Source organism: Streptomyces sp. NRRL F-5755, from assembly GCF_001279365.1.
GTDB classification, from domain to species: Bacteria; Actinomycetota; Actinomycetes; order Streptomycetales; family Streptomycetaceae; genus Streptomyces; species Streptomyces rimosus.
In genome coordinates, this window is record NZ_LGCW01000114.1 from 38,445 (window position 1) to 64,988 (window position 26,544).

The 26,544-nt window shown below is 71.4% G+C and carries 22 protein-coding genes; 15 read left to right on the forward strand and 7 right to left on the reverse strand.

What is annotated here, in order from left to right; translation table 11 throughout:
• Positions 1-52 precede the first annotated feature (52 nt).
• From ADK86_RS13290 to ADK86_RS43130, 3 genes are all read left to right on the forward strand, one after another.
• The gene (locus tag ADK86_RS13290) at positions 53-1,174 is read left to right on the forward strand and encodes an ROK family glucokinase (protein ID WP_003983103.1); all 1,122 of its coding nucleotides are present in this window, start codon (positions 53-55) and stop codon (positions 1,172-1,174) included.
• A gap of 20 nt (positions 1,175-1,194) precedes the next feature.
• Positions 1,195-1,827, forward strand: coding sequence for a hypothetical protein (locus ADK86_RS13295; protein ID WP_234345839.1), 633 nt, complete (start codon positions 1,195-1,197; stop codon positions 1,825-1,827).
• Between the two features lie 66 nt (positions 1,828-1,893).
• Positions 1,894-2,418: a hypothetical protein gene (locus ADK86_RS43130; RefSeq protein WP_159393851.1), complete on the forward strand. Its 525-nt coding sequence runs from the start codon at positions 1,894-1,896 to the stop codon at positions 2,416-2,418.
• 14 nt (positions 2,419-2,432) lie between these two features.
• On the opposite strand, the gene ADK86_RS13305 is transcribed toward ADK86_RS43130, so the two are convergent.
• The gene (locus ADK86_RS13305; protein WP_053696775.1) at positions 2,433-3,605 is read right to left on the reverse strand and encodes a hypothetical protein; all 1,173 of its coding nucleotides are present in this window, start codon (positions 3,603-3,605) and stop codon (positions 2,433-2,435) included.
• 96 nt (positions 3,606-3,701) lie between these two features.
• Between ADK86_RS13305 and ADK86_RS13310 the strand changes: the two genes are divergently transcribed.
• Positions 3,702-4,058, forward strand: coding sequence for a hypothetical protein (locus ADK86_RS13310; RefSeq protein WP_053696776.1), 357 nt, complete (start codon positions 3,702-3,704; stop codon positions 4,056-4,058).
• Positions 4,059-4,121: 63 nt separating this feature from the next.
• On the opposite strand, the gene ADK86_RS13315 is transcribed toward ADK86_RS13310, so the two are convergent.
• Positions 4,122-5,027 (reverse strand): LysR family transcriptional regulator, encoded by a 906-nt coding sequence (locus tag ADK86_RS13315; protein WP_053696777.1) that lies wholly within the window; start codon positions 5,025-5,027, stop codon positions 4,122-4,124.
• 84 nt (positions 5,028-5,111) lie between these two features.
• Here ADK86_RS13315 and ADK86_RS13320 point away from each other — a divergent pair, with 84 nt between their 5' ends.
• The 4 genes from ADK86_RS13320 (at position 5,112) to ADK86_RS13335 (ending at position 8,789) form a co-directional block, all read left to right on the forward strand.
• Entirely contained in the window at positions 5,112-5,501 is a 390-nt protein-coding gene (locus ADK86_RS13320; protein ID WP_053696778.1) for a RidA family protein, read from the forward strand.
• 151 nt (positions 5,502-5,652) lie between these two features.
• The gene (locus tag ADK86_RS13325; RefSeq protein ID WP_053696779.1) at positions 5,653-6,585 is read left to right on the forward strand and encodes a LysR family transcriptional regulator; all 933 of its coding nucleotides are present in this window, start codon (positions 5,653-5,655) and stop codon (positions 6,583-6,585) included.
• A 113-nt stretch (positions 6,586-6,698) separates the two neighbouring features.
• Positions 6,699-7,838: an epoxide hydrolase family protein gene (locus ADK86_RS13330; RefSeq protein ID WP_053696780.1), complete on the forward strand. Its 1,140-nt coding sequence runs from the start codon at positions 6,699-6,701 to the stop codon at positions 7,836-7,838.
• A gap of 210 nt (positions 7,839-8,048) precedes the next feature.
• Positions 8,049-8,789 (forward strand): AAA family ATPase, encoded by a 741-nt coding sequence (locus ADK86_RS13335; protein ID WP_053696781.1) that lies wholly within the window; start codon positions 8,049-8,051, stop codon positions 8,787-8,789.
• 13 nt (positions 8,790-8,802) lie between these two features.
• Here the strand turns inward: ADK86_RS13335 and ADK86_RS13340 are convergent, their stop codons facing one another.
• Together ADK86_RS13340 and ADK86_RS13345 are read right to left on the reverse strand one after the other, a co-directional pair.
• A complete protein-coding gene (locus ADK86_RS13340; RefSeq protein ID WP_053696782.1) occupies positions 8,803-9,519 on the reverse strand; it encodes a MerR family transcriptional regulator in 717 nt (238 codons plus the stop codon).
• 11 nt (positions 9,520-9,530) lie between these two features.
• On the reverse strand, positions 9,531-10,418 hold the full coding sequence (locus tag ADK86_RS13345; RefSeq protein WP_053696783.1) for an alpha/beta fold hydrolase: 888 nt from the start codon (positions 10,416-10,418) through the stop codon (positions 9,531-9,533).
• 179 nt (positions 10,419-10,597) lie between these two features.
• Between ADK86_RS13345 and ADK86_RS13350 the strand changes: the two genes are divergently transcribed.
• From ADK86_RS13350 to ADK86_RS13360, 4 genes are all read left to right on the forward strand, one after another.
• The gene (locus ADK86_RS13350) at positions 10,598-11,140 is read left to right on the forward strand and encodes a DUF1707 SHOCT-like domain-containing protein (protein WP_030592575.1); all 543 of its coding nucleotides are present in this window, start codon (positions 10,598-10,600) and stop codon (positions 11,138-11,140) included.
• 332 nt (positions 11,141-11,472) lie between these two features.
• A complete protein-coding gene (locus ADK86_RS13355; RefSeq protein ID WP_053696864.1) occupies positions 11,473-14,067 on the forward strand; it encodes an ATP-binding protein in 2,595 nt (864 codons plus the stop codon).
• A 188-nt stretch (positions 14,068-14,255) separates the two neighbouring features.
• Complete coding sequence (locus tag ADK86_RS40130; protein ID WP_063788988.1) at positions 14,256-14,345, forward strand: hypothetical protein; 90 nt, start codon at positions 14,256-14,258, stop codon at positions 14,343-14,345.
• Positions 14,346-14,530: 185 nt separating this feature from the next.
• Positions 14,531-15,175 carry a hypothetical protein gene (locus ADK86_RS13360; protein ID WP_053696784.1) on the forward strand — a complete coding sequence of 215 codons (645 nt, stop codon included), beginning with the start codon at positions 14,531-14,533 and terminating at the stop codon, positions 15,173-15,175.
• On the opposite strand, the gene ADK86_RS13365 is transcribed toward ADK86_RS13360, so the two are convergent.
• Genes ADK86_RS13365 through ADK86_RS13375 form a run of 3 tightly spaced genes read right to left on the reverse strand, consistent with a single transcriptional unit; the run spans position 15,118 to position 19,975 of the window.
• The gene (locus ADK86_RS13365; protein WP_053696785.1) at positions 15,118-16,497 is read right to left on the reverse strand and encodes an MFS transporter; all 1,380 of its coding nucleotides are present in this window, start codon (positions 16,495-16,497) and stop codon (positions 15,118-15,120) included. The two genes, ADK86_RS13360 and ADK86_RS13365, sit on opposite strands and share 58 nt — an antisense overlap.
• On the reverse strand, positions 16,494-18,506 hold the full coding sequence (locus ADK86_RS13370) for a PEP/pyruvate-binding domain-containing protein (protein ID WP_053696786.1): 2,013 nt from the start codon (positions 18,504-18,506) through the stop codon (positions 16,494-16,496). The genes ADK86_RS13365 and ADK86_RS13370 overlap by 4 nt, the downstream gene beginning before the upstream one ends.
• Entirely contained in the window at positions 18,503-19,975 is a 1,473-nt protein-coding gene (locus ADK86_RS13375; protein ID WP_053696787.1) for an ATP-grasp domain-containing protein, read from the reverse strand. The genes ADK86_RS13370 and ADK86_RS13375 overlap by 4 nt, the downstream gene beginning before the upstream one ends.
• Positions 19,976-20,352: 377 nt before the next feature.
• Here ADK86_RS13375 and ADK86_RS13380 point away from each other — a divergent pair, with 377 nt between their 5' ends.
• The 3 genes from ADK86_RS13380 (at position 20,353) to ADK86_RS13390 (ending at position 26,517) form a co-directional block, all read left to right on the forward strand.
• Complete coding sequence (locus tag ADK86_RS13380; protein ID WP_199834396.1) at positions 20,353-21,660, forward strand: PAS domain S-box protein; 1,308 nt, start codon at positions 20,353-20,355, stop codon at positions 21,658-21,660.
• 414 nt (positions 21,661-22,074) lie between these two features.
• Positions 22,075-23,646: a sigma-70 family RNA polymerase sigma factor gene (locus tag ADK86_RS13385; protein ID WP_234345840.1), complete on the forward strand. Its 1,572-nt coding sequence runs from the start codon at positions 22,075-22,077 to the stop codon at positions 23,644-23,646.
• Positions 23,647-24,150: 504 nt separating this feature from the next.
• Positions 24,151-26,517 (forward strand): non-reducing end alpha-L-arabinofuranosidase family hydrolase, encoded by a 2,367-nt coding sequence (locus ADK86_RS13390; protein ID WP_053696788.1) that lies wholly within the window; start codon positions 24,151-24,153, stop codon positions 26,515-26,517.
• Positions 26,518-26,544: the final 27 nt, after the last annotated feature.

Sequence of the window (26,544 nt, forward strand, 5' to 3'; positions counted from 1 at the left end):
GACTCTTGCGAGCACGCAGCCGCCGCCACCGCAACGGCGAAGAGGTGGGTCGATGAGCACGTACCGGGACCGGGTGCACCGAGGATCGGCCAGAGCGACCGTGCTGCGCACGGTGGGCACCCGCGAGCGGCGCTCCCACCTGAGCGCGCCCCGTGTGCCGACCGTCGGCATCGACATCGGCGGGACCAAGGTGATGGCCGGCGTCGTCGACGCGGACGGCATGATCCTGGAGAAGGTCCGCACCGAGACGCCCGACAAGTCCAAGAGCCCCAAGGTCGTCGAGGACGTCATCACCGAACTGGTGCTGGACCTCTCCGACCGGCACGACGTGCACGCGGTGGGCATCGGCGCGGCCGGCTGGGTCGACGCCGACCGCAGCACCGTCCTGTTCGCCCCCCACCTGAACTGGCGCAACGAGCCGCTGCGCGACCGCCTCGCGGGCCGCCTGGCGGTCCCCGTCATGGTCGACAACGACGCCAACACGGCCGCCTGGGCCGAGTGGCGCTTCGGCGCCGGCCGCGGCGAGGACCACCTCGTGATGATCACGCTCGGTACCGGTATCGGCGGCGCGATCCTGGAGAACGGCGCGGTCAAGCGGGGCAAGTACGGCGTGGCCGGCGAATTCGGCCATATGCAGGTGGTGCCCGCCGGGCACCGCTGCCCATGCGGCAACCGCGGCTGCTGGGAGCAGTACAGCTCCGGCAACGCGCTGGTCCGCGAGGCCCGCGAGCTGGCCGCCGCGGACTCCCCGGTCGCGTACAACATCATCGACCGGGTCGGCGGCCGCGTCACCGACATCACCGGCCCGCTGATCACCGAGCTGGCCCGCGAGGGCGACGCGATGTGCGTCGAGCTGCTCCAGGACATCGGCCAGTGGCTGGGCGTCGGCATCGCCAATCTGGCCGCCGCGCTGGATCCTTCCTGCTTTGTGATCGGCGGCGGCGTCAGCGCCGCCGACGACCTGCTCATCGGCCCCGCCCGGGACGCCTTCCGGCGCACCCTGACCGGCCGCGGCTACCGCCCCGAGGCCCGGATCGCCAAGGCCCAGCTGGGCCCGGAGGCCGGGATGGTCGGCGCCGCCGACCTGGCGCGCCTGGTGGCCCGCCGCTTCCGGCGCGCCAACCGCCGCCGCGTGGAACGCTATGAGCGGTACGAACGATCGGGCCGGCGATGACGGAGCTGGACACCCCACCCATGACCGACGAACACGATCCGGCGGGACAGGAGCCGGGGCAGGCCGTGCGCGAGGCGCCCGAGCGGCCGGAGCCGCCGGCCGGGCCCCCGGGCGGCGCGTCCGCGGCACCCCGGCCGAGCCGGCGCCGCCGCTGGCTCACCGCCCTGGTGATCTTCCTGCTGATCGCCGTCCCCGCGGGCTACATCGTCATCTCCGCCGAGCAGAGCCGCGACAGCGGCCAGAGCAAGGAGGAGGAGGCCGCGGCCACCGGCCTCTACAACGACTTCCCCTCCAAGGTGCAGCAGCGCATCTACAACGTCCCGGTCCCCGCGGGCTCCACACCGGTCTACTACTACGAGTCCAACGCCTGGCACCGCAGCTCTCTCTACGTCCAGTTCCGCACCAACGAGTGGGGCCTGGACCACTATCTGAAGTGGGCCGGCACCAGCCGTGCAGCTCTCAAGGACGGCGAAATCACCATCACCGGCGCGCAAGCGGCCAAGGTCGGCTGGGACCTGGCGAGCGGCGGCCAGTGGGCCGGCACGTCCCTCAAGGCCGAGGGCCCGGGCCCCAGCCAGCGCATCACGGTGAATTTCGACGATCCGGACCATCCGGTCGTCTATGTCGTCTCCACGGTCGCCTTCAAGCGCTGAGGCCGGTCGGGGCACCGTAGCCATAGCCGCTGATCAAGGGGACATGTCACCCTTTAAGCTGCTCCCATGCTTGATCGTATACACGTGCGCTCCGCCGGACGGGGCCTCGCCATAGCGGCCGCGGCGGTTGTGCTGAGCACCCTCTGCTCCTGCGGCAGCGGGTCGGCGGACCGCACGGAGTCGTCGGCCGCGTCGCCCGCCGCATCGGCGCCGGCCACGACGGCAACGGCACCGCGCCCGCCCGAAGTGCCCGCGGCCCGCCGGGGATCGGAGTCCCCGGCCGCCCGCAGCGCAGCGAAAGCACGGCCGGCTCCCCGGCCCGCCGAGACGGAGCGCGCCGAAACGGCGCCTGCCGACTCGCCCGGCCGGCACGACGGCAGCAACTACGATCACCTCTCCGCCGAGGGCAGGAGGGCGCACGACACCAAGAACTGCGCCAAGATCCCCGGCAAGAAGAAGGGCAGCTGCAACGAGCTGCACCGCAAGTGCCGCGTGAGCGGGGCCACGGCGGTCTCCTCACAGGGCGAGCACCTCACCTGCCGGACCTCTCCGCGGGACGGCCGCCTCCGCTGGCTGGCCGCCGGCGAGTGACGCGTCGGCGACTCTCACCGCAGCCGTGCCGGATCGGTCCGGTTCAGTGCCGCTGCCATCTCCAGGTGCCAACCGTTCTCGTAGACCCCGGTGAAGTGCTCCTGGCCGAGTGCGGCATGGCCGCGGCTGGTCAGTGTGCGGACCGTCAGGTCGGTGGGGTCGTGTGCGCCGCGCAGGCGGGCCGCCGCGCCGAGGAATACGGCCATGTCGTGGAACCGGCCGTGCAGCGCGGCGAGACCGGCCGTGGTCACCGCCACCGTCGCCACGATCGGCATGTCGTGGCTTTCGACCGCCGCCGTGTACGCGCGCTCCAGCGCCTTCGCGGCCCCGGGGCCGTCGGCGAGCGCGAGGCAGAGTTCGCCGCGTACCACGCCGATCAGCGCGTGCCCGTGGTCGCCGCTGAACGGCAGCTGCCCGGACAGTCCGCTCTCGGCCGATTCGACCAGCTCGCGCGCCCGGACGAGGTCGCCGGTCCGTATCCGCAGGCGGGCTTCCCGCGCGTCGAAGAGGACCGCCATCTCGGGCGAGGCCGAGCGCAGCGCGCGCTCCCGGGCCGCGGCGATCAGCTCGCCCGCCCGTCCGGTCGCACCGAGCCGCGCGTGCAGATCGACCAGGCGCAGATTGAGGTAGATCTCGTCGCTGAGGCTGAGCGCCGCGAATTCACGGGCCAGGCTCTTGGCCTCGTCCAGGTCGGCCAGCGCGCCGTCGAGATCGCCGTCGTACTGCCGTAGCAGCGCGCGGAACTGCAGCGCCTTGGTCAGGCCCCAGCGGTCGCCCGCACGGGCGAAGCATTCCAGGGCGGCGGCCACGTCGGGGCGGACCGGGGCGAGACGGCCTTCGTTCTCCGCGCAGCGGGCCCGGTGGATGCGGGCCAGCCCGGCCAGCCACGTGTCCGGCCCGTCGACCAGCCGCTGGATGATCGACGGCGCGGCTTCGGTCCCGTCCAGGGAAGCCAGGCTGATCGTGGCGAGCGCGCCGCCGAAGCCCGGCAGCTCCGGGGGCTCCAGCAGCCGGCCGGCGAGCGCCCACAGCGCCCCGCGCCGCTTCTTGCTCGTGTCGTCGCCCTGCGCGAGCGTGCTGAGCTCGCGCATCCCTTCGGCGACATCACGGGCCGCGCCCGGCTGCCCGCCCGGCACCGCGACCGCCTCGGCGAGCCAGTAGGCCGCGTCGGCGTGCCGGCCGAGCATGTGCCGGTACCAGGTCAGGTTGACCGCGAGCCCGGTCGCGCCGTCCGCGTCGCCGGTGTCGCAGAGGTGGCGGTCGCCTGCACGGCAGGGTGCCCGGTGATCGCCGGCTCGGACCCGTCCGGCAAGTCCGGCCGGACGAAGGTCTCGGTCACCCGCGGCACGGACGCCACGGCGGTCTCCGTGAACGGCGGCCGGGTCGACGCGGTACGGGTCACCGGCTCGTCGATCGTCGTGGCGGTGGGCGAGGGGAAGGACACCGAACTGGTGGAGGTCGGCGCCACCAGCGGCAAGGAGCTCCACCGCGCCCGCATCAAGGACCTCGCCGCGTCCTTGGACATCACGCCCACCCCGGCAGGCTGGCTCGTCTATGCCGAGAACACGGTGACCCGCGTGAACCCCGCCACGGGCGAGAGCAAGCAGTTCGGTCTGCCGGGAACCTTGCAGGACTCCTGACCCAGAATCACCCAGAGCTCCTGACCCAGGGGCATAGGCGCGACGTGGTGGCGGGTGCTGCGCTCAGTCCCCGTCCGGCGCATCCTGGCTGACGGTCGCCAACAGGTGCTCTATCAGCGGGTTCTCGTCGTTCTTGCGCCAGGCGACAGCGACGCGCGTACGGGCGGTATCCGGTGCGATGGTGCGGAAGGCGACGCCTTCGAGGCGGATGCGCCGGATGCTCGCCGGGGCCAGTGAGACGCCGAGCCCGGTTTTCACCAGCGCGCACACGGTCTGCCACTCCACCGCGTGCTGGGCGATCCGCGGCGTGCAGCCCGCGTCGACGCACAGGCCGGTGATCTGGTCGTACAGCTGCGGGCCGACCGCCCGGGGCAGCAAGACGAAGGGCAGGCCCGCCAAGTCCGCGAGTTTCACGCGGCGATGGGCGGCCAGCGGATGAGCGGCGGGCAGCACGGCCACGAAGGGCTCGCGGAGCACCGTCCTGAAGCCGAGGTCCGCTTCGGGGAAGGGCTCGCGTACCAGGCCGATGTCGATGGTCTTGTCGCGCAGGGCGACGATCTGCGGCGCGGTGGTCATCTCCTGGATGTCGAGGTGCACGTCGGGGAACCGCTGCCGGAAGGTATGCAGCAGACCGGGCAGGACGGTCAGGGCCAGCGAGGCGGCGAAGCCGATCCGCAGGCGCCCGGCCCGGCCGCTGCCGATGGCGCGGGCCGCGGCCAGGCCGGACGCGAGGTCGGCGAGGGCCCGCCGCGCGGCGGGCAGCAGTTCGCGCCCGGCCGGGGTGAGGGCGACCTGTCCCGGCCGGCGGCTGAACAGCGCGTGACCGACCTTGTCCTCCAGGCGGCGGATCTGCTGGCTCAGCGGCGGCTGGGCGATGCCCAGGCGGGCGGCCGCGTGTCCGAAGTGGAGCTCCTCGGCGAGCACGACGAAGGCGTGCAACTGCGGGAGGGGAAGTTCGGGCCGTTCCATACGCCCAGAGATATCAGATCGGATATCCAACCATAGCCACGACTGTATTAGACGTATCGGTGCTGGTCGCTTAGCGTTCGCCGCATGACAGAGCGACGTGCGATCCTCAGCGGCTCGACCTTCGAGGAGCAGATCGGCTATGCCCGCGCCGTGGTGGACGGCGACTGGGTGCATGTGTCCGGGACGACCGGGTTCGACTACACCGCCATGACGATCTCCGACGACGTGGTGGAGCAGGCCGAACAGTGCCTGCGCAACATCGAGGCCGCGCTGGCCGAGGCGAAGTGTACCTTCGCCGACGTGGTGCGGGTGCGCTACCTGCTGCCGGACCGCGCGGACTTCGAGCCCTGCTGGCCGGTCCTGCGCCGCTGCTTCGGCGACGTCCGGCCGGCCGCCACGATGCTCGTCTGCGGCCTCGCCGACCCCCGGATGAAGATCGAGATAGAGGTGTACGCGCGGCGCGGCACCGTGTGACGGCGAGGGCGTGGTCAGGTGGCGCGTGCACCTGACCATCCGGTCCCGGCCCGGCCACGGCTGTCCCGCCCGGCCCGGGTACCGGCCCGGGCCAACAAGGGGGCAGCCCTCGACGGTGCTGTCACTGCCGCCGTCGAGCAAAGGGGGAAATATGCTGGAGATACGGGAAATAGAGGCATTTCTCAGTGTCGCCGAAGAACTGCACTTCGGACGGGCCGCGGAACGGCTGCACCTGTCCACTTCGCGGGTCAGCCATCTCATACGGGCGGTGGAGCGCCGGGCGGGCACCCAGCTGTTCGTGCGCAGCAGCCGCTCCGTCACGCTGAACCCGCACGGCGCGCAGCTCTACGCGGGCCTGCGAGCCGCCTACATCCAGATCGAGCGCGCCCTGGACGACGTCCGGCGCGCGGGCGCTCTCGGCGGCGGAGTGCTGCGTGTCGGCTTCTCCACCACCCTGCCCGAGAAGCTGCGGCCCGGGCTGATCAGCGCCTTCGAGCGCCGCCACCCGGAGTGCAGGGTGGTCGCCTCGGGGCTGCCGACCACGGACCTGTTCCGCTGGCTCGGCAAGGAGTGGCCCGTCGATGTCTTCGTGACCTGGATGCCTCCCGCCTCGGCGCCCGTCGAGCTCCCGTTGCACATCAGCCCGGTGCTCCACCGCGTCCCGCGGGCCGTCCTGCTCGGCTCCGGGCACCCGCTGGCCGCGCACGACGCCGTCGACATCGAGCAACTGGCCGAGGGCGGGCACCCGGTGATCTATCCGGAGCTGCCGGCGTGGTTCGGCAAGCACTGGGCGCCGGCGACCACCCCCGGTGGACGGACGGTGCGGCTGCGACGGCTTCCCGCCGCTTACGTCGAGGACGTGCTGCGCCTCGTCGCCGAGGGCGAATCCGTGCATCTGACGTTCGCCTCGCTGCTGGAGGCGTACGGCCGCCCGGGCGTTGCCCTCGTCCCGCTGACCGGGCTGCCGCCGGTTCCGGTGCGGGCGGTGTGGGCGGCCGGGCCGCGGGAGCACCTGGCGGCGGTGTTCGCCGAGTGCGCGGCGGCGTGCGCCGGCGATGACGGGTGGCTCCGCGAAGCCGCCTGAGAGTGCCGGTGCCCGGCTAGGCCGAACGCGCCGGCCGGATCCTTGCGTCTGGCATCACGACCGTGTTGCACTTCGCCGTTGATGCAGGTCACAGGCCACGACAGGCTGTCCGCATGACAGAGATCAAGAGATTCCAGATCGACATCGCCCAGGCCGACCTCGACGATCTGCGCGACCGCCTCGCGCGCACGCGCTGGACCGAAGAACTGCCCATCGACCCCGACGCCGTGCAGACCGGCCCGGTGCAGCCCGGCTGGGAGCGCGGCGTACCCCTGTCGTACGTCAAGGACCTCGTCGAGCGCTGGCTCACCACGTACGACTGGCGCGAGCACGAGGCCCGCCTCAACGCGTACCCGCACTTCACCACCACCATCGAAGACCAGAACATCCACTTCGTGCACGTGCGCTCGCCGCACCAGGACGCCACCCCGCTGATCCTCACCCACGGCTGGCCGAACACCTTCGTGGAGTACACCGGCCTCATCGACGACCTCACCAATCCGCAGGATCCGGCCGACGCCTTCCACGTCGTCATCCCCGACCTGCCCGGCTTCGGCTTCTCCGGCCCCACCCGCAGCCCCGGCTGGAACCGGCACCGGATCGCCGCCGCCTGGGCCGAGCTGATGCGCCGGCTCGGCTACGAGCGCTACGGAGTGCACGGCAACGACGCCGGTGCGTACGTCGCCCCCGAGCAGGGGCGGCAGAACCCGGAGAACGTCATCGGCGTACACGTCAACCAGCTCTTCTCCTTCCCGAACGGCACCCCGGGCGAGTTCGACGGCCTCGGCGAGCAGGAGATGGCGACACTGCAGTTCCTCCAGAGCTTCAACAGCGAGATGTCGGCCTTCGCCGACCTCCAGGCCACCAAGCCGCAGAACCTCGCGCACGCGCTCGCCGACTCGCCCGCCGGGCAGCTCGCCTGGATCGGTCAGCTGCTGGGCACGGCGGTGGACCCGGACACGGTGCTGACCATCGCCACGATCTACTGGCTGACCAACACCAGCGCCTCCTCGGCGCGCCTGTACTACGAGGACCGGCACACCGAGCACCCCACGGAGCCGACGACCGCCCCCACGGGACTGGCGAGCTTCGCGTACGACTTCCGGCCGATCCGGAAGTTCGCGGAGCGCGATCACGGCAACATCGTGTCGTGGAACGACTTCGAACGCGGCAGCCACTGGGCCGCCCACGACACCCCGGACCTCCTGGTGGGCGACCTGCGCCAGTTCTTCCGAGCACTGCGCAAGGGCTGAGAGCCCCACCGGCCACCTGCGGGAACCCTCGGGTCCGCGGGGCGTTAGAGTCGTGGTCCGCTGCCCGGAGCAGGCGCATCCGCGCAGGGGAACGGGGAGTGAAGGCAAAGCTGCGTCTCTTCGCCCAGTGAGGCTCACGGACAGGTCTTCCGGAAGATCCGTCGCCCGTGGCTGCCGCGAGGGGCAGTCAGGTACGACGAAGGTCAGGTAGTGGGCAGTTCGGTATCGACGGGGGCGGGCGAGTCCGCCACAGCGGACCGGGGGCCGGTCTTCCGGCCGCGCGGCGTGGTGGATCTGCGGGGCGTGGAGGACGTTCCGGCGGTGCTGACGTATCCCGCGCAGGCGTTGGTGGTGGTCTCCGGATTGCCTGGCAGCGGTAAAAGCACCCTCTTGCGGCGTTTGTCCCGGGCTGCGCCCGTCATCGATCCGCGAGTGGTCCACGTCGCCTGTGAAGCGGTGATGCCGGACTGGCTGCCGTACGCGGTGTACCGGCCCTGGGCGCGGTGGACGTACTTCCGGTGGCTGCGCAGGGAGGTGCGCAGCGGCGGCCCCCTGTTCGTCCACGACTGCGGCGGCCGGCCGTGGATGCGCCGATGGCTGGCCCGGAGCGCCGTACGCCAAGGCCGCGAACTGCATCTGGTGATGCTGGACGTAGGGGTCGCCGAGGCGCTGTCCGGCCAGCAGGCCCGGGGCCGGTGGGCACCACGGCGCGCCTTCGCCCGGCATCGCAGAGGCTTGGACCGGTTGCTACGGGCATTGTCCGCACCGCACGCAGCACCGCAGGCCGCCGGCACGGCCAATCCCGCATCCCCACCGACCGCCAGAATCGCGGAAACCCCCGACCCGGTGAGCGAGGCGGCATCCGTGGTGTTGCTGGGCCGCCGTTCGCGGGAGCGTGTGGTGGGGGTGGAGTTCGGTGGTGTGCCGGTGGTGGGGAAGGTTCCTCAGTGAGGCCAGGTCCCGATCAAACTCGGCGATCGCGGGAAAGGAGCTCTTCCAGCCGTCGCCATGCTGGTGAAGCGGCGGTGACGTTGGCGTCCATCAGAGCGAGCGTCCCGGGGCCGGGCAGTTCGTGCGGTGGCTGCTGCGCCTTCCAGGCCGCCATGGCGGCGGCGAGGCCGGGCAGCCGCGGGTCGTCGGCTTCCCAGTCCATCGCCTCGTCACAGGTCAGGTAAAGACGCCGGAAATCCGGGTCGGCAAGTGCCTCGTCCTTTGCGGCGACCCACTCCGGGACCGATTCCGGTGCCAGGGCCACCAGCATGATCCAGGAGTCGCGTTCGATACGTACCATGCGCTCGCTGACACCGAAGGCACGCTGCCGGTCAAGGATGTCGATGACCTCGGAGGGCAGGAAGAGGCGGTCTCCCGCGGCCAGGCGCGCGATACTGCGGCGCCGGCGGGTGAGTTCACGCATCCTGCGCGACAGATCCTGGTCGACCTCGGTGACGGCCCGGGCGAACTCCTCGGGCCGGGCGGCGAGGAGTTCGTCGATGCGGGCCAGGGGCACGCCGGCATCGGCCAGGGTCTTGATACGGATCAGGTCCACCACGGCCTGGGCGCCGTAGCGCCGGTAGCCGGCGTCGTCCCGTTCGGGCTCGGCCAGCAGACCGCGCTGGTGGTAATGGCGTACGGCTCGCACCGTGACCCCGACGTGGGCCGCGAGCCGGCCGATGGTGAGCACCGGCGCTCCTTTCAGCACACCCGCTGCCACAGGTCGCGGACGGCCTGGGCGACGGCTTCCGGGCAGTCCGTGGTGATCGTACTGTGCCCGGCCCCGTCCAGCACGCGGTGTTCACCGTGCGGTACCGACGCGGCGAGGGCGTCGTAGAGCCGCCGCTTGCCCGCGCGCATCTGCCGCAGCTTCTTCGGTGACATGAGCACGCGCATGGCGGGGTCGACGCCCAGGGCGGTCATCGCGATCAGCGGTGTAGCGGGCACGGTCCCCGCCGCCTTGAGCTCGTCGCGCCATTCCGGCTGGTTGCTGCGCTCCAGCGCACCCGTCCGCTGCGCCGCCACGGTGAGATGCTGTGCGACCAGGAGATCGCGTATGCCGGGCGGCCATGAGGCGAACATCTTCCGGTAGACGCCCCGGGACAGCAGGCTCACCAGTCGCAGCGCCGCTGTGCCCGGGACCTTCTGCGAACGGAGCGGCGGCATACAGGTCTCCCAGTCCTCCACGACACCGTCGAGATAGACCACGCCCGCCACATCCGCGGGGAACAGCTGCACAAAGCGGCGAGCGTAGGCACACCCGAGGGAGTGCCCGACCAGTACGTAAGGGGCCGCAACCTCCGCGGCGCGCAGCAGCTCCCGCAGTTCGACGGCGACCTCGGCCAAGGAGCGCGGAAGACCGGCCGGGCCGCTCCACCCCGTACCACCACGGTCGTAGAGCACGGAGGTGGTGTACCGGCTGACGCTCTCGTGGATGTTGAGGTAATCCAGGCCGATCGCGCCGGCACCGGGCAGAAAGACCACGGCCGGTCCGCCGTCGCCCGACCGGTGCAGGAACAGGCTCCGTCCATCGATGGCGTAGAAGTGTCCCGGCGGGACCTGACGCGCAGGGCGTGTGGTGGTGTTCATGGAGCGATGGTCCGACCCTGACGCTGGGGCAAGGTCAAGCGGTCGGCTTGATTCCCGAGCCGGACGGAAGGCCGGCATGCCGGCAGGCGAGACGATGCGGTGGTGTTCGACCCCGCGAAATGCCTTGTCCGATCCGGACATCAACATCCAATGCGGGTGCCCGGCCCTAGAGTTGAGCGGTGACCTTTCCGCAGAAAGACCCGTCAGCACTGCTCAGCGACGACGAGCGCGAGGCGGCCGTACAGCGCCTTCAAGAGATATACGCCGAGGAGCGCATCTCGTACGAGGAGATGGACCAGCGTCTCGGCCACGTGCTCGCCGCCAAGACCCACGGCGAGCTCGCGTCGGCTCTGGCCTCGCTCCCGGAGGAGAACCCGGCCCCCGCGTCAACGATCGCCGCGGCCGGCGGACGGATCCGGCGGCGCGGTGCGTGGCGAGTGCCCCGGGTCCTCAAGGTCGGCTCCGCATACGGAAGGGTGCGACTTGACCTGTCCAGGGCGGTCATCGAGCATCCGGTCGTCGACATCGAGCTGCAACTCGGCACCGGTGGAGCCAGGATCACGGTGCCCCGGGACGCGATCGTGGACGTCGAGGGCCTGAGCACCGGATGGAAGGACCTGCGCTACAAGGCCCGGCCGAGTCCCCGCCCCGGCGGGCCGAAGATCCGGATCTTCGGCACGATGGGGTACGGCCGGTTGAGGATCCGGCACGCGCGGCGTTAGTGGTTCACGGGGTACCAGAGGACGTCGGCAACCCGGGTGGTGGGGCGTCGGCCTTGTTCCACGTGCCGCGGAAGGCCCCACCCGTCGAAGAAGACCCGGCTCCGTCTCCGTGGCCCCCGACCCGACGCAACGGCGCGGACGGCGGACCTCGGACCGCGCACGAGGGACAGAGTTGCGTCAACGTTTTCGAACTCCTTCGCGGTTCTTGTCGGTGCGCGGTGACGATGTCCTCAGGAACCTCGCACGCCGACCGGTGCCATGCCGTGAACTCTCCTTCGCCATGCCGCCCGGCGTGCCGCTTTCCGGAAGTGGGGTACGTGGAGGAGTACGTGATGGAGCGGGGCGGCGATGTGACCTGCGGGACAGGGCGGCGGGCCGGCCGGCTCAAGGTTTTTCTCGGGGCTGCTCCCGGGGTGGGCAAGACCTACCGGATGCTGGACGAGGGGCGGCGCCGGGCCGCGCGCGGTACGCGGGTGGTGGCCTTCGCGGAGTGCCACGGCCGTGCGTCCACCGAGGCGATGCTCGACGGGCTGGACGTACTGCCGCGGCTGACGCGCGGCGACGGCGGCGCGGATTTCACCGCGGCCGATCTGGACCGGGTGCTGGAGCTGCGGCCGCACATGGTGCTCATCGACGAGCTCGCGCACACCAACGCGCCGGGCAGCCGGCACGCCAAACGGTGGCAGGACGTCGAGGAACTGCTCGCGGCCGGGATCGATGTCGCGGCCACGCTCAACATCCAGCATCTGGACTCGCTCAGCGACGTGGTCGAGAAGATCACCGGTGTGCCGCAGGACGAGACCGTGCCCGACGCGTTCGTCCGCCGTGCCGACCAGATCGAGCTGGTCGACCTGCCGGCCGAGGGGCTGCGGCGCCGTATGGCGCACGGCAACATCTACCCGCCGGAGAAGGTCGACGCGGCGCTCTCGCACTACTTCCGGCTCGGAAACCTCACCGCGCTACGGGAGCTGGCGCTGCTGTGGGTGGCCGGGCGGGTGGACGAGGCGCTGCGCAAGTACCGGGACGAGCACCGCATCGGCCGGGTGTGGGAGACCCGCGAACGGGTGGTGGTGGCCCTCACCGGCGGCGCGGAGGGCGCCACCCTGATCCGCCGGGCCGCCCGGATCGTGAGCCGTTCGTCCGGTGATCTGCTGGCCGTCCACATCACCCGCAGCCACGACCTGGTGGGCTCCTCGCCCGCCGCGCTGGCCGGACAGCGGCAGCTGACCGAGAGCCTCGGCGGCAGCTACCACTCGGTGGTGGGGGACGACGTGCCCACCGCCCTGCTCGACTTCGCCCGGTCCCAGAACGCCACCCAGCTGGTCATCGGCGCCAGCCGACGGGGCCGGCTGCGGCGCCTGCTGACCCGGCGCGGTGTCGGTGAGACGGTGGTCGAGCGCTCCGGCGACATCGACGTCCATACGGTGACGCATGAACACGCAGGCCAGGGACGCAGATGGGCCGCGCCGGGAAGCGGTCTGCCACGTGTCCGGCGGGTGGCCGGACCGGTGGCCGGCCTGGTGCTTCCCCTGCTGCTCACCCTGGTACTGCGGGCCGTCTCCGGGCCGTTGGCGCTCAACCTCACCAGCGAGGCGCTGCTGTTCCTGCTCACGGTGCTGGGCGTGGCCTGCATCGGCGGGGTGGTCTCCGCGCTGCTCGCCTCCGTGACGACCTCACTGCTGCTGAACTACTACTTCATCCCGCCCGTCGGCCACTTCACGTACGCCGAGGCCAATATCGTCGTCGCCCAGGCCGCCTTGACGACGGTCGCCGTCACCGTCGCGGCCATCGTCGACCGCTCGTTGCGGCTGAACCGGCGGGCCGCCCGGGCCACCGCGGAAGCGGAGAGCCTCATTTCGCTGGCGGGCGGCATTCTGCGCGGGGGCCGGGCGGTGCCCGTCCTCCTGGAACGCACCCGCGAGACCTTCGGCATGGACAGCGTCGCGCTGCGGCCACGCGACGGGGAGGCGGAACCCGGCGCCGCGGGCGGCCCGCCGTCCGGCGGTGGTGACGACCGGGAGACCAGGGTGCCGATAGGGGAGGACAGCGTCCTGGTGCTGAGCGGACGCCGGCTGCCCGCCTCGGAGCACCGCGTCCTGACGGCCTTCGCGGCGCATCTGACCGCGGCCGTCGAACGCGCCCGGCTCGCCGAGGCCGCCGCCGAGGTCGAGCCGGTCAAGGCGGCCGACCGTATGCGTACCGCACTGCTCGCCGCGGTCGGCCACGACCTGCGCACGCCACTGTCCGGCTGCTGGGCCGCGGTCAGTTCACTGCGCAGCCGCGATGTCGAGTTCTCCGCCGAGGACCGCGAAGAACTGCTGGCCACCGCCGAGGAGTCGCTGGCCAAGCTCAGCCGCCTGGTCGACAACCTCCTCGACATGAGCCGCCTGCAGGCCGGCGCGCTGACCCTGCGCCTGGAGCCCGTCGCCCTCACCGAAGTGCTCCCCGCGGCCCTGGACACCCTGCCCGGCTCGCCCCCGGCAGCCGTCGCCCACGTCGCGACCTTGGGGCTGGAGACCACCCCCGACGTACTCGCGGACCCACCGCTGCTGGAACGCGTCCTCGCCAACCTGGTGTCCAACGCGGTACGCCATTCGCCCGCCGGGCGTCCGGTGACGATCGGCGCCAGCGCGCTGGCCGGGCGGGTGGAACTCAGGATCACCGACCGGGGCCCGGGCATCCGGCTGCCCGACCGCGAGCGGGCGTTCGAGCCGTTCCAGCGGCTCGGCGACACCGACAACACCACCGGCCTCGGTCTCGGCCTGGCCCTCTCCCGCGGACTCACCGAGGCGATGGGCGGCACCCTGACCCCCGAGGACACTCCCGGGGGCGGCCTGACGATGGTCGTCTCCCTGCCCGCCGCCCCGGTTCCGGAGGCGGTCCCAGAGGCGGTTCCGGAGGCGGCGATGTCCTCCCGTACGCCGTAGACGTGTGCCATCCGGGCGGACGGCCGGTGAGGCGGGGTACGGGGTGCTGCGCCTCGTTCGGATCCCGTTAGGGAACCGGCCGCGCTGTTCGCCTGCGCCCCGCGTCGCCGACACGGTGGTGACCGGTCGGCAGACAGAGCACCGAGGAGGTCGCAGATGCGCGGAGTCCCGAGGGCGGTGGTGGCGTCGTGAGCGCGGAGCGGGTGGTGGGGCTGCTGGTGGCGGCAGCACTGGTCGGGTTCCTCGTGCTCACGGTCAAATTCCCGGACCGGTTCTGAGCGGGGGTGGTGCGTCGGCGAGTGGCGTGTGCTGTTCAGGGGTATGGCGGGAAGCAGCGATGACGGGGGAGAGGGTCTCTTCCGGGCGTGCAAGGGGCCGTAAGGGGGCTTCGCGCGTCCGTTTGTCACGCACCTGACGTGGGGCGCGTCTGCGTGGCGCGTCGAAGAGAGAGGCGCCGAACGCCATGCAGAGAACCTCTTTCCGTGGCTTCTTCCGTATCGGTCTCGTGCTGCCGGCCGCCGCGGTGGCGACGGTCATGCTGGGTACCACGGCGAGTGCGGTCGTGCCGGCGGACGTGTCGCACGGCGCTCCGGCCGGGGTGCGGACACCTCCGGCGCGCGGCTGCGCCATCGTCTACTTCGATCTGGGCGAGACTCTCGTGCACACGGCCGCGGACTCCGGCATCAGTTACCTGCCGGGTGCGGCCGCGTATCTGCGCACGTTGCGGGAGCGGCACATCAAGGTCGGGCTGATCACCAACGTGCCGTCCTCGTGGGGCAAGACGGACGCCGAGCGCGCTGCCGCCCTGAAGAAGGAGGTCGACGGCGCATGGAAGGGGCCCGTCCCGTTCGCCTGGGAGGACTTCGGCGACCGGATTCTCACTCCGCGCACCGAGGCGGAGCGTAAGCCGGCGCCCGTCCTCTGGAAGCGTGCCAAGGCCGCGGCGCACGGCTGCCGGCTCGTCTACGAGGGGGAGACCGCCAAGGAGACGTATGTGGCGGCTTCGCTCGGTTACGTGGCCTATCGGGTCGGACGGCCCTTCCTTCCCGCCTACCTTCCGGTCCGGGTGGTCGAGTGCCTGGCGTACGGCTCCCGCGGGCGCGCCTGAACCGTTGCGTGTGCGCCTGCGCCGGTACGTACGTCCCCACCCGCACCGCTCCGTGTCCTCATGCTCCGCAGGACCAGTTGGAAGGCGCCGAGCAGCACCGCGGTCGCCAGGGCGCTGTGCCAGAGCAGGGCGTCCAGGTGGCCTGCGGAGAGGTAGGCGCCCACGGCGACGGCCGCCAGCGCGCACACCGCGCGGTCCACGATCGACTCGACCGACAGCAGCGTCGCCCGTGGGGCGCCGGCAGGTACGGCATCGTTGACCAGCTTGCGCTGGATCGGGTAGGCGAAGCCGGCCGCGGCGGCGAACACGCAGAGCAGGGCGACGGTCGTCCAGCTCCCGCCGAGGGTGATGCCCGCCAGGGTGCCCGCGAGGACGAGGCTGAGGACGGAGACCCAGGCCACCGGCGTCAGGCGGCGGCCCAGCCACTGGGGGCGCGCCGAGCCCACGGCCTCCGCCACCGTCATGGCGGCGAGCACCCCGCCGTGCGCGGACTCGCCGATGCCGTGGTCGAGCAGGATCGGCTGGAAGAGGTTGACCTGGCAGATCCTGGACAGGGTGAACACGGCCACGCCCTGGACCATGACCAGCGCCAGCCACGGCGAGGAGACCACGCAGCGCAGCGCGGCCTTGGCGTCGCCCAGCGAGGTGCCGCGCCCGCCCCGTGGTACCCGGGGTTTTCCGGTCCGGCCCGGCGAGGCCGCACCGCGAGCCTGCGTTGCCGTCCGGGGCAGGGCGATGACGCAGATCAGGGAACCGGCCGCGCTCAGGGCGCTCAGGAGGTACGGGGCCGGGTGGACGAGGACCATCAGCGGCCCGACCAGGGGCCAGCACAGGATCTTCGCGGCGAGTCCGAGTGCCCGGGCGGTCCCCTCCGCCTTGAGGTAGTGCTCCTCGCACCGCTCGGCGCGCAGCCCGTCGTACAGGTAGGCGCTGGCCGCGCCCGAGGTGAGGGAGCGGCCGGCGGCGATGGCGAGGAAGTGGACGAGGAAGCCGGAGTACGAGGAACTGACCACCGGGGCGAGGTTCGCGGCCGTCATCACGACGGCGCCGGCCCGCAGGCAGTTGCGGGTACCGATCCGGTCGGCGATCAGCCCGGTCGGGATCTCGAAGAGGCAGAAGGCCACGTAGTAGATGCTCTGGATACCGAAGATCTGCCCGTCGGAGAGGCCGGCGTCCTTCTGGTAGGCGTAGAACACCGGCATCCACCACAGCAGGTTGAACAGCAGCTGGAAGCCGTAGTTGAGCCGGATGATGCGCCGGGCGGTGCCGGTCGGGGGCGTGGCCGCGGGCCGCGCCGCGGAGCGCGGGAGGCGGGGGCTCACAGCGCGTAGGGGCGGATCTGGACCAGGCGGAAGTCGCCCTGGTCGGTCAGCAGCCACTCGATGTCCAGAGGGTCGTCCACCTCGGGGGCGCTGAAGTGGGACTGCAGCAGCCGGCCGGTCAGGGACAGGTCGGCGAGCCGGGCCCGGGTGGCGGCGGGCAGGCCCTCGCTCCAGGAACCGAGGGCGACGGTGCGCCCGCCGCCCTCGACGGTGTTGTAGAGGTACTGCTGCGGAAGTACCTCGCCCTCGACGACCTGTTCGGGCGAACCGGGCGAACAGTTGAGGTAGACGTTGCGGAAGTCCTCGCGCCGGGTGGGGTCGCAGGTCACCAGCACGCCGCCGAGCGCGGCGGGGACGTACTCCTGGATGATCACGCCCATGTAGGTGTCGTCCAGGGATATGCCCACCTGGTGGCGCAGCCGCACACTGCGCGGCGAGAGCAGGGAGGCCCACACCTGCCTTACGGCGTCGAGGAGTTCGCCGGTGCCGTGGACGGTGGTGACGGAGTCGTAGACCCCTGCCGCGGAGAAGCCCGGCAGGTCCTCGGCGTTGGAGGAGGAGCGCACCACGAGCCGGCCGCCCGCGGCGAGCGGGGCGGGGAAGGCGCGGGTGATCTCCCCGGCGACGGTGTCGGGCATCGCGGTGTGCCGGATCAGGTGCTGGATCTGCAGGCAGAGCGGGTCGAGGACGCCCATGGCGTCGAGTTCGAGCGCCATCTTCAGCTTGCCGATGCCCTGCTGGAGCGCGGGGGAGGAGGTGAGGAAGCGGTGCAGGAGGGAGAACGGCAGGGCCACACCCTCGGGAGCCGCGACGGTGCCGGCCGCGAAGGAGGCCGCGGCCGCGCGGAGTTCGGCGGCGGAGGGCGCGTCCAGGCCGAGCCGGGCCGCGAGGTGCCCGTACAGGTTCTTACGGGGCGGGCGGGGGCGGCCGTAGAACGCGGTGAGGTCGGCCGTGCGGCTGTCGAGCACGTGGTGCAGTTCTCCGAGGTTGGCCGCCTTGGTGCCGTAGCGGTCCCGGTCGGCGCTGCGCAGCCGGTGCAGGGAGAGTACGGGCGCGTCCTCCAGGAGCGGTGGTTCCAGGCGGATGCGCTGCTGGTGCCAGGCCGGGGCCCGCAGTTCGGGGGCCTGCTCCAGCCGCTCCAGGGTGATCTCGTCCTCGCGGACCCGGTAGCGGACCCAGGCCCCGTCCAGACCGTCCTTCTGGACGAGCTGTTCCAGGTCGCGGACGATCGCGTTGGGGATGCCCCATCCGGAGGCGAGGACGTTGGTGTGGGACAGCGGGGTGATGGGCGCGGTGTTGATGAACCCGGCCACCCGCTGCACGCCGTCCGGCAGGCAGGGCATGGCGACGATGTCCGACCAGCCGAGCCCGTCGGCCGCCGCCTCGTACTCCGCCACGGTCGTGAAGCAGCGCAGCCGGCCGGTGGCTTCCCCGGCGTTGAGCGGCACGCGGACCCGGGAGCCGAAGAGTTCGTGACCGAGGATGCGCGGCACGCGCTGCTCGCTGACCGAGGCCAGTGTCTCTTCCTGGCCGTGGTTGGCGGGCTTGAGCAGGAGCGGCAGCCTGCCGTCGACGCGCTCCCGGACGAAGGTGTAGAAGAACTCCAGCAGTTCCCCGTGCATGGTGTCGGCCTCGGTCGTCTCCAGCACGAGGAAGGTGCGCTCGCGGCCCTCCCGGTCCTCGTCGGTGTGCAGGGACAGCACCCCGAGCAGGAAGCGGCGCCCGGGGTCCATGTAGACGGACGCGTTGAACTCGTCCAATCGTGCATCGAGTTCGTCGAGACTCATGCCGAGGACACGGGTGGCGATGTAGTTCACGTGGAACGGGTGGGCGGCCGTGTCGAGCAGGTGCCAGGTGGCCTCGGTGCGGTCGACGACGACCTTGAGGTACGGGTGGCCTGCCAGGACCCCGGACAGCGTACGGAACAGCGGCAGCGAGAGGTTCTCACCGACGACCGTGCGGTCGGTCGCGGGATCCGCGACGCTGACGGGGAGCGGAGCGGTGGTCATACGGCGACTCCCTCGGACGGTACGGCCGGCCGGACGCGCGGGCGGGCGGGGGATGCTGACGTTTTGGCCATGGACGGGGGCCGGTCGGCCGGAGACCCGGACCGCGGCGCGGCGGGTACGGCGGGCGGCAGCACGTCGGGCAGCGCGTCCACCAGAGCCGTGAAGTCGCGCAGCACGGTGCGCGCGTCGGCGGCGGAGAGCAGGCACAGGGCCGCCATCGTGTTGGCACCGCCGGCGGGGTCGTAGACCGGCACGGTGCTGCCGTCGGGCAGGGAACTCTCCGGTACCACCGAGAGCGTGCTGCCCTCGCTCAGTGCGACGGCCTCCTGCACCACGGGGAAGTCCCACAGCCTGCGGTCCCGCCAGGCCGCGCCGCGGCCGTCCACCGCGAGGACGACGAGGGAACCCGCGGCGCCCCGTGCCTGCTCCGGGCCGAGGACCCGCTCGGGCCAGGCGACCGGACGGCCCAGAAGATGGTCCACGAGCATGCCGACGACGTCGAGCCCGAACACCTCCTCGATCTGCGGGACGGTCATCGCGCCGCCGAACCGGGCGGCCGTCTCGATCAGCCACATCCGCCCGTCGGCGCCGAGCTTGATCTCGGTGTGGGTGCCGCAGTCGCGCAGGCCGAGGGCGTCGACGGCTTCCCGGGCGAGGGCGACGACGCGGTCCTGGAGGTCCGCGGGAAGCGACGCGGGGGTGATGCCGGCGCGCTCGGTGAACGGCCGCACCGTCGGCATCCGGCCGCTGACGCAGACCGGCCGGAAGACGCCGCCGGTCACCACGCCCTCGACGCTGACGTAGTCGCCCCAGCCGGGCTCGTCGAACCAGCCCGCGGTGTCGCCGGCCACGATCTCCTCGACCACGAAGTGCCCAACTGCCTCGGCGACATGGAGTTCGGCGAAGCCCAGCCGGGCGGACTGGTCCATGGTTTCGCGCGAGCGCTGCCAGGCGGCATCGGCCTCCTGCGGGGAGCCGATGATCTGGTGGGCGGTGGAACCGGCGCTCCAGGCCGCCTTCAGCAGCAGGGGAGCGGTCAGGGTGGCGACGGCCTCGTGCAGGTCCGCCTGTGTGGCGACGGGGCGGAACGCGGGCTGCGGCAGGCCGTGCCGCTGCCAGGTGTGCCGCATCATCCGCTTGTCGCGGGCGAGCGCGGCGGCCTCTCCCGCCCCGGCGAGGCCGAGCGCCTCACACGCCTCGGCGACGGCCACGACCGCGTACTCGGAGAAGGTGAGAACCGCGTCCGCGCCGACGGCCCGGGCCCGCGAGACGATCAACGAAACCAGATCGGACCGCTCCGCGTCGGTGGGCAGCACGACCGAGGCGCACAGACGCTCCGCGGACGCGGCGACCGACGGCACAAGCGCGCTGAGCGCCAGCAGGTGCACGTCTGCTCGCGCGGCTGCCCGGGACAGGACATGGCCGAGCGGCGGACCGCCCTTGGCGTGCACCAACAGCACCGTGCTCACTGAGATTCGTCTCCCATCACTTGTCACTTGTCTGTTCGCTCGTCCGTCCGGGGCGTCGGGCCGTGGCCTGGCACCACCACTGCCCGCCAACCGCGACCGGGGCACCGTGACGCAACCCGCGTAGAACACGGCGGGTAACCGGTGACACACACAAGGGAATCAGAAGGCGGGTGCCGGAAGTGCCGCCGGAGGCGGGCGCCAATCAGGCAAATGCCAAAGTCGTGGACATCGTTGGAGTGCGGACGAAGGTCGCGGATCACCTATGGCAAACCGCCTTGACGAGGCGCTTGCGCATCGCAGTCGGCCGATAACCGAGCATGGCCGGACTCCGCACGGGATAGGCATCGCCATGTCACTTCCCGCCGCCCGGTGGGGACATGGACGGAAAGGCCGTCGTGGACGATCCCGGTCTCAGAGCACTGCTGGAGCGTCTCCCCGTGTCGTGGTGGGAGGCCGATGAGCAGGGGCGCGTCAAGGAGCGGGGCGGCGGGGCCTTCGCCGACCTGCCCACCACACAGCGCTTCCTGGACCGTGCGCGCCAAGAACTGTCCGCTCAGGGAGACGCCCTCCAAAACGGCCACCCTTTGGTCCAGTTCGACGGCCGGACCTTCACCGTGAGACGGCCCCAGGACGGGAGCCGGGGCTGGACGCGCGGGTTCGCGATGGAGGCCGGTGCGCAGCCCGCGGGCGGCCGGCCGTACGCCGCTTTCGCGGACTTCGCCGACTTCGCGCCGGCCGCGGCCTTCCTCCGCGACCGCGACGGCCGCTACTTGTGGGCCAACCACGCCTACGCGCACCTTTACGGCACCACACCGGAGCGGGTCGTCGGCAGCCGCATAGAGGATCTCGACACCCCCTCCGACGCCGCCCAGTTCCGGGCCCTGGACCAGGAGATCCTCCGCCGCGGCAAGCCGGTCCGCCACCACCTGCGCTATCACCGTTCGGACGGCAGCACCGGGCAGGCGGCCGGCCACCGCTTCCCGGTCCAGGAGAACGGCCGGACCTGCGTGGCCGGGATCTACGTCGACATCACCGACCACGTCCGCGCCACGAGCCAGCGCCAGGAGGCCGAGGAGAAGCTGCGCGCGCTGCGGGACTACAGCGGTCTGCCCTGCGCGCTGCTCTCGGTCGGCGGCCGTATCGAACAGGCGGGTACGGCTGCCGCCGAACTGTTCCGGACACGCCTGTCCGACCTCGTCGGCCGCCGCGCGCACACCCTGCTCGCCGCCACGCCCGACCTGCGCCCCCTGCGCCGCGCCTGGGAGGGGCTGATCACCCGCCGCATCCGGCGGGCGGAGACCTCCGCCGTCCTCCTGGACACCGAGGGGCGCCAGCGCCGCGCGCAGCTCCACCTGTCCACGGTGAGCGGACCCGTCGGCCGCGTCGCGCACGTGTGGGCCGTCGTCACCGACCAGAGCATCGCCCACGACGCCCACCCGCCGCTCACCGCCGCGCAGATCCGCATACTGTCCCTCCTCGCCGGCGGCAGCACCAACGGCGAGATCGCCACCTCGCTGAAACTCTCCCGGCAGGCGGTCGACTACCACCTCAGCCGGCTCCGGGACCTACTGGGCGCCGAAACCAGACCCGCCCTCGTCGCCCGCGCCTACGTCCTGGGCATCCTCGCCCCCCGCGCCTGGCCACCGCGTCCGGCCGCGACCCGCGAACCGCTCAGGTCACGCTGAGATGTGCGGGCCGCCGGTGGCGGCCGCAGGTGTGACCGTGGGGCGGGAGGTGTGCGTGGCCGGCGCGGCGCGGGCGGTGGCGCGCGGTGGCCTGCCCGTACGAACGAGAGGCCGGGGCCGTCGGCATGTGAGGTCTGGATTTGCGGAACTCGGTGAGAATTCCGCAGGGTTCCGGCGCCGCTTATTGCGGCGACAGGCGCGCTGCCTCCGTACTTCGGTGGGCCGGACGCCAGGCATAGCAGGTGCTCAATAGGCGGGGGCGTCCGCCTGCTACCCGAACGCCCCGCGGTACCCGGCCCCGCGAGTCGCCACGGGACGGCTCGTCCGCCCAAGGCGCAGGCTTTGGCCGTATCCCTTTGCCGACGCTAAGGTATGCCGCCGTACTCGGCGGATCGCTTCCTTGAAGAAGGTGGGATGGGGCTCATGGACGCGGGCCACGCGGAGCTGGTTGTCGCGGCGCAGGCCGGTGACGACCGGGCGCGCGAGAAGCTGATCGCCGCATACCTGCCGTTGCTCTACAACATCGTCGGGCGAGCGCTGAGCGGACATGCCGACGTCGACGACGTCGTCCAGGAGACCCTGCTGCGCGTGGTGCGCGACCTGCCCGACCTGCGTGCCCCGGAAAGTTTCCGGTCCTGGCTGGTGTCGATCGCGCTCCGCCAGATCAATACCCACTGGCACCGGCAACGCACTCTCGCCGACCGGACCACGGTCATCGACGAGGCGCTCCGGACGCCGCGCGCCGGCGCCGCGCTGGAGGACGTGACGATCCTGCGTCTGCACATGTCGGACGAGCGCCGTCAGGTGGTCGAAGCCGCCCGGTGGCTCGACCCGGACCACCGGGTCCTGCTGTCGCTGTGGTGGCAGGAATGCGCCGGCGTGCTGAGCCGTCAGGACATCGCCGACGCGACGGGGCTCAGTGCCGCCCACGCCGGAGTACGCCTGCAACGTATGCGCGAGCAACTGGAACTGAGCCGGACGATCGTCGCCGCGCTGGCGGCGGACCCGCGCTGTCCGCAGCTGAACGAGACCGTCGTCGGCTGGGACGGTCTCCCTACATCGGTGTGGCGCAAGCGGATCGCGCGGCACACCCGCGACTGCCCGGTCTGCACGACGACCGAACGGGTTCCGGCCGAACTGCTGCTTGTCAACATCGCGCCGCTGGCCGTCCCGGCCGCACTCCTCGCCGCGCTGGCCGCCAAGGGCCTGTTGTCGGGTACGGCTGCGGGCGCCGCCGGGCTGGCCGCGGCACACGTCACCGTCGGCACGGCGACGGGGGGAAGCGGTCTGCACGGCTCGCTGATCGGCAAACTGCACGTGGTGACCGCTCATCCGATGGTGAGCCTCGCCACCGGCGCGGTGCTCATCGCCGGGACCGCCACCTACGCGGCCTGGCCGGAGCCGGCGCCCCGAACGCCTGCCGTCATCGCCGCTCCCCCGGTCGGCACCCCCACGCCGACCCCGTCGCGCATCCCTACGCCGACCCCGTCGCGCACCACCACGTCGCCCAAGCCGTCCCCGGCGAGTCCGTCCGCCGTTGCAGGCACGGTTCCGCTGGGCGCACAGTCGCTGGAGTCCGTGGACCAGCCCGGCCTGTTCGTCACGTATGCCGGTGACTTCGCGACGCTCGGCGGCCGGGTCTCCGCGCCCAGCGGCGCGCAGGCACCGCAACGGGTCACCTTCACGGTCATCGGGGGACTGGCCGACACACGGTGCGTCACGCTCCGCGCCGCAGACGGCCGGTATCTTCGCCATCAGTATCTGCGGCTACGGCTGAGCGCCGACGACGGCAGCGAACTGTTCCGTGAAGACGCCACCTTCTGTCCGCGCCCCGGTGCGGTCGCCGGGTCGGTGACCCTGCACGCGCACAACTATCCCGGATCGGTCCTCCGCCACCGCGACGGCGGCATCTGGCTCGATGGCTCCGACGGCACCCGGGCCTTCGCCGGCCAGGCTTCCTTCATCACGCGCAGGGCCCGGGCCTGAGGGCTGTTCCTTGAGCAGCCTGGGCCGGGTCGCTCGGTGACAGCCGGCGATTTCGCAGCAACGAGCCCGCATCACGCCTTCCTTCACCCCGCAGTGAGCCGAGCGCTGCGCCGAGTCCAGGTTCGGTCCGCATTTCATCGACGGCTGCTTCGCCGTGACAGGTCCGCATTCCTCTCCACGGGGACGGCCGGACCACCGGGCTCGGCATAACGTTTTTTGCCTGCGAGATGCATCACCGGGCAATCCTCCGGGCGGCGCGACTTTTCCGTTACGGGGCCACGGGTTCGAAAGCCTCCACTTCAGGGGTGATCTTCCCGCCGCTCGCCATGGCGTGCCGGCGTGGCAGGTCTCCCACGACCCGTTGACGTATCCCCTGAAGAAAGCGGCTCCCATGACCCGACACACCCACGAACCCCGGGTGACCGGTAGGCAGGAACGGTCCCACGTCCTGCACCGCACCCACCCCGCGGCAGATCAGGTGATCCGCGACCTCCGAGGAGAATCATGAAGGGCCTGCACCGGCTCCGCCGGAGCCGCCGGACAGTGACGGTAGGACTGTCGGCCGCGGCGGTGATCGCCGGAGTCGTGACGCTCCTCCCCAGCTCCGCCGGAGCCGCAGCCTTGAGTACGCAGGCGGCCCCCTCGGGCAGGTACTTCGGTACGGCCGTGGCTGCCGGAAGGCTCGGCGACCCGACGTACTCCACGATTCTCGACCGGGAGTTCAACATGATCACCCCGGAGAACGAGATGAAGTGGGACGCCACCGAACCCTCCCGCGGCACCTTCACCTTCGGCCAGGCCGACCGGATCGTCGGCCACGCCACCGCGCACCGGCAGCGGATACGTGGCCACGCCCTGGTCTGGTACCAACAGCTGCCCGGCTGGGTGAAGTCCATCACCGACGCCAACACCCTGCGCAGCGCGATGAAGAACCACATCACCACCGAGATGAACCACTTCAAGGGCAAGGTCTACGCCTGGGACGTGGTCAACGAAGCCTTCGCCGACGGCTCCTCCCAGCACCGCAGTTCGAAGTTCCAGGACCTGCTGGGCGACGGCCACATCGAGGAAGCGTTCCGCATCGCCCGTGCGGCCGACTCCTCGGTCAAGCTCTGCTACAACGACTACAACATCGAGAACTGGTCGGACGCCAAGACCCAGGGCGTCTACCGCATGGTCAAGGACTTCAAGTCCCGCGGCGTGCCCATCGACTGCGTCGGGTTCCAGAGCCACTTCCAGGCGGGCGGCCCGCCGGCGAGCTTCAAGACCACCTTGGCCGCCTTCGCCGCCCTGGGCGTCGACGTCCAGATCACCGAACTGGACATCGCCCAGGCACCACCCGTCCACTACGCGAACACCGTGAAAGCCTGCCTGGCCGTGGCCCGGTGCACCGGCATCACGGTGTGGGGCATCCGTGACAGCGACTCCTGGCGCCGCGACGAGCGCCCGCTGCTGTTCGACGACAACGGCAGGCCGAAGCCCGCGTACACCGCCGTCATGAACGCTCTCCATTCCGGCTCCGGTACGCCCCCGGCCAAGCCGGCCGACGGTACCGGGGAGATCAAGGGCGTGGCCTCCGGCCGCTGTATCGACATCCCCGACTCCACCACCGCCAACGGCACCCCGGCGCAACTGTGGGACTGCAGCGGACGGGCCAACCAGCGCTGGACCTACACCGCCGCCAAGCAGCTGAAGGTCCACGACAACAAGTGTCTGGACGCCAGGAACAAGGGCACCACCAACGGCACCTCGTTGGTCGTCTGGGACTGCAACGGCGGCGCCAACCAGCGGTGGAACATCAACGCCAACGGCACGATCACCGGCGTCCAGTCCGGGCTGTGCCTCGACGCCGTCGGCGCGGCCACCGCGAACGGCACCAAGATCCAGCTGTACGCCTGCGCGTCCGTCGACAACCAGAAGTGGACCGCCCCGTCCGGGACGACGGCGGGCGGCGGCGCGTGTGCTCTTCCCTCGACGTACAAGTGGAAATCGACGGGTGCCCTCGCACAGCCCTCGCACGGGTGGGCCGCGGTGAAGGATTTCACCAGCGTGGTGCACAACGGCAAGCACCTGGTCTACGCGTCGAGCGCGTCCGGAACCTCGTACGGCTCGATGGCCTTCAGCCCCTTCACGAACTGGTCGGACATGGCGTCGGCCGGCCAGACCGCCATGCGAGAGGGCGCGGTGGCGCCCACCCTGTTCTACTTCGCCCCCAAGAGGATCTGGGTGCTGGCGTCCCAGTGGGGTGCGTGGCCCTTCAGCTACCGCACGTCGAGCAACCCCACCGACCCGAACAGCTGGTCCGCGCCCCGTCCGCTGTTCACCGGCAGCATCCCCCGCACCGTTTCCCCCACCGGCCCGATCGACCAGACCCTGATCGCCGACGACCGGAACATGTATCTGTTCTTCGCCGGTGACAACGGCAAGATCTACCGGGCGAGCATGCCGATCGGGAACTTCCCGGGGAACTTCGGCTCCTCGTACACGACGGTCATGAGCGACACGCCGGACAAGCTGTTCGAGGCGCCGCAGGTCTACAAGGTCCAGGGCCGGAACCAGTACCTCATGATCGTCGAGGCGAAGGGCGCGCACCAGACGCGCTACTTCCGCTCGTTCACGGCCTCCAGCCTGAGCGGTCCGTGGACCCCGCAGGCCACCGATGAAAGCCACCCCTTCGCGGGCAAGGCCAACAGCGGTGCCACCTGGACCAACGACATCAGCCACGGTGACCTGGTCCGCAGCAACCCCGACCAGACCATGACCATCGATCCCTGCAACCTGCAGTTCCTCTACCAGGGCAAGTCCCCCACAGCGGGCGGCGACTACGACCGACTCCCGTACCGGCCGGGTGTCCTCACTCTGCAGCGCTGACCTGCCCGATCCACGGTGATATGCAAG

Excerpts from the sequence above, each read along its gene's own strand:
- ADK86_RS13290 (WP_003983103.1), top strand. The coding sequence starts at position 53 with ATGAGCACGTACCGGGACCGGGTGCACCGAGGATCGGCCAGAGCGACC.
- ADK86_RS13295 (WP_234345839.1), top strand. The coding sequence starts at position 1,195 with ATGACCGACGAACACGATCCGGCGGGACAGGAGCCGGGGCAGGCCGTG.
- ADK86_RS43130 (WP_159393851.1), top strand. The coding sequence starts at position 1,894 with ATGCTTGATCGTATACACGTGCGCTCCGCCGGACGGGGCCTCGCCATA.
- ADK86_RS13305 (WP_053696775.1), bottom strand. The coding sequence starts at position 3,605 with ATGCTCGGCCGGCACGCCGACGCGGCCTACTGGCTCGCCGAGGCGGTC.
- ADK86_RS13315 (WP_053696777.1), bottom strand. The coding sequence starts at position 5,027 with ATGGAACGGCCCGAACTTCCCCTCCCGCAGTTGCACGCCTTCGTCGTG.
- ADK86_RS13320 (WP_053696778.1), top strand. The coding sequence starts at position 5,112 with ATGACAGAGCGACGTGCGATCCTCAGCGGCTCGACCTTCGAGGAGCAG.
- ADK86_RS13325 (WP_053696779.1), top strand. The coding sequence starts at position 5,653 with ATGCTGGAGATACGGGAAATAGAGGCATTTCTCAGTGTCGCCGAAGAA.
- ADK86_RS13330 (WP_053696780.1), top strand. The coding sequence starts at position 6,699 with ATGACAGAGATCAAGAGATTCCAGATCGACATCGCCCAGGCCGACCTC.
- ADK86_RS13345 (WP_053696783.1), bottom strand. The coding sequence starts at position 10,418 with ATGAACACCACCACACGCCCTGCGCGTCAGGTCCCGCCGGGACACTTC.
- ADK86_RS13355 (WP_053696864.1), top strand. The coding sequence starts at position 11,473 with ATGGAGCGGGGCGGCGATGTGACCTGCGGGACAGGGCGGCGGGCCGGC.
- ADK86_RS13360 (WP_053696784.1), top strand. The coding sequence starts at position 14,531 with ATGCAGAGAACCTCTTTCCGTGGCTTCTTCCGTATCGGTCTCGTGCTG.
- ADK86_RS13370 (WP_053696786.1), bottom strand. The coding sequence starts at position 18,506 with ATGACCACCGCTCCGCTCCCCGTCAGCGTCGCGGATCCCGCGACCGAC.
- ADK86_RS13380 (WP_199834396.1), top strand. The coding sequence starts at position 20,353 with ATGGACGGAAAGGCCGTCGTGGACGATCCCGGTCTCAGAGCACTGCTG.
- ADK86_RS13385 (WP_234345840.1), top strand. The coding sequence starts at position 22,075 with ATGGGGCTCATGGACGCGGGCCACGCGGAGCTGGTTGTCGCGGCGCAG.
- ADK86_RS13390 (WP_053696788.1), top strand. The coding sequence starts at position 24,151 with ATGAAGGGCCTGCACCGGCTCCGCCGGAGCCGCCGGACAGTGACGGTA.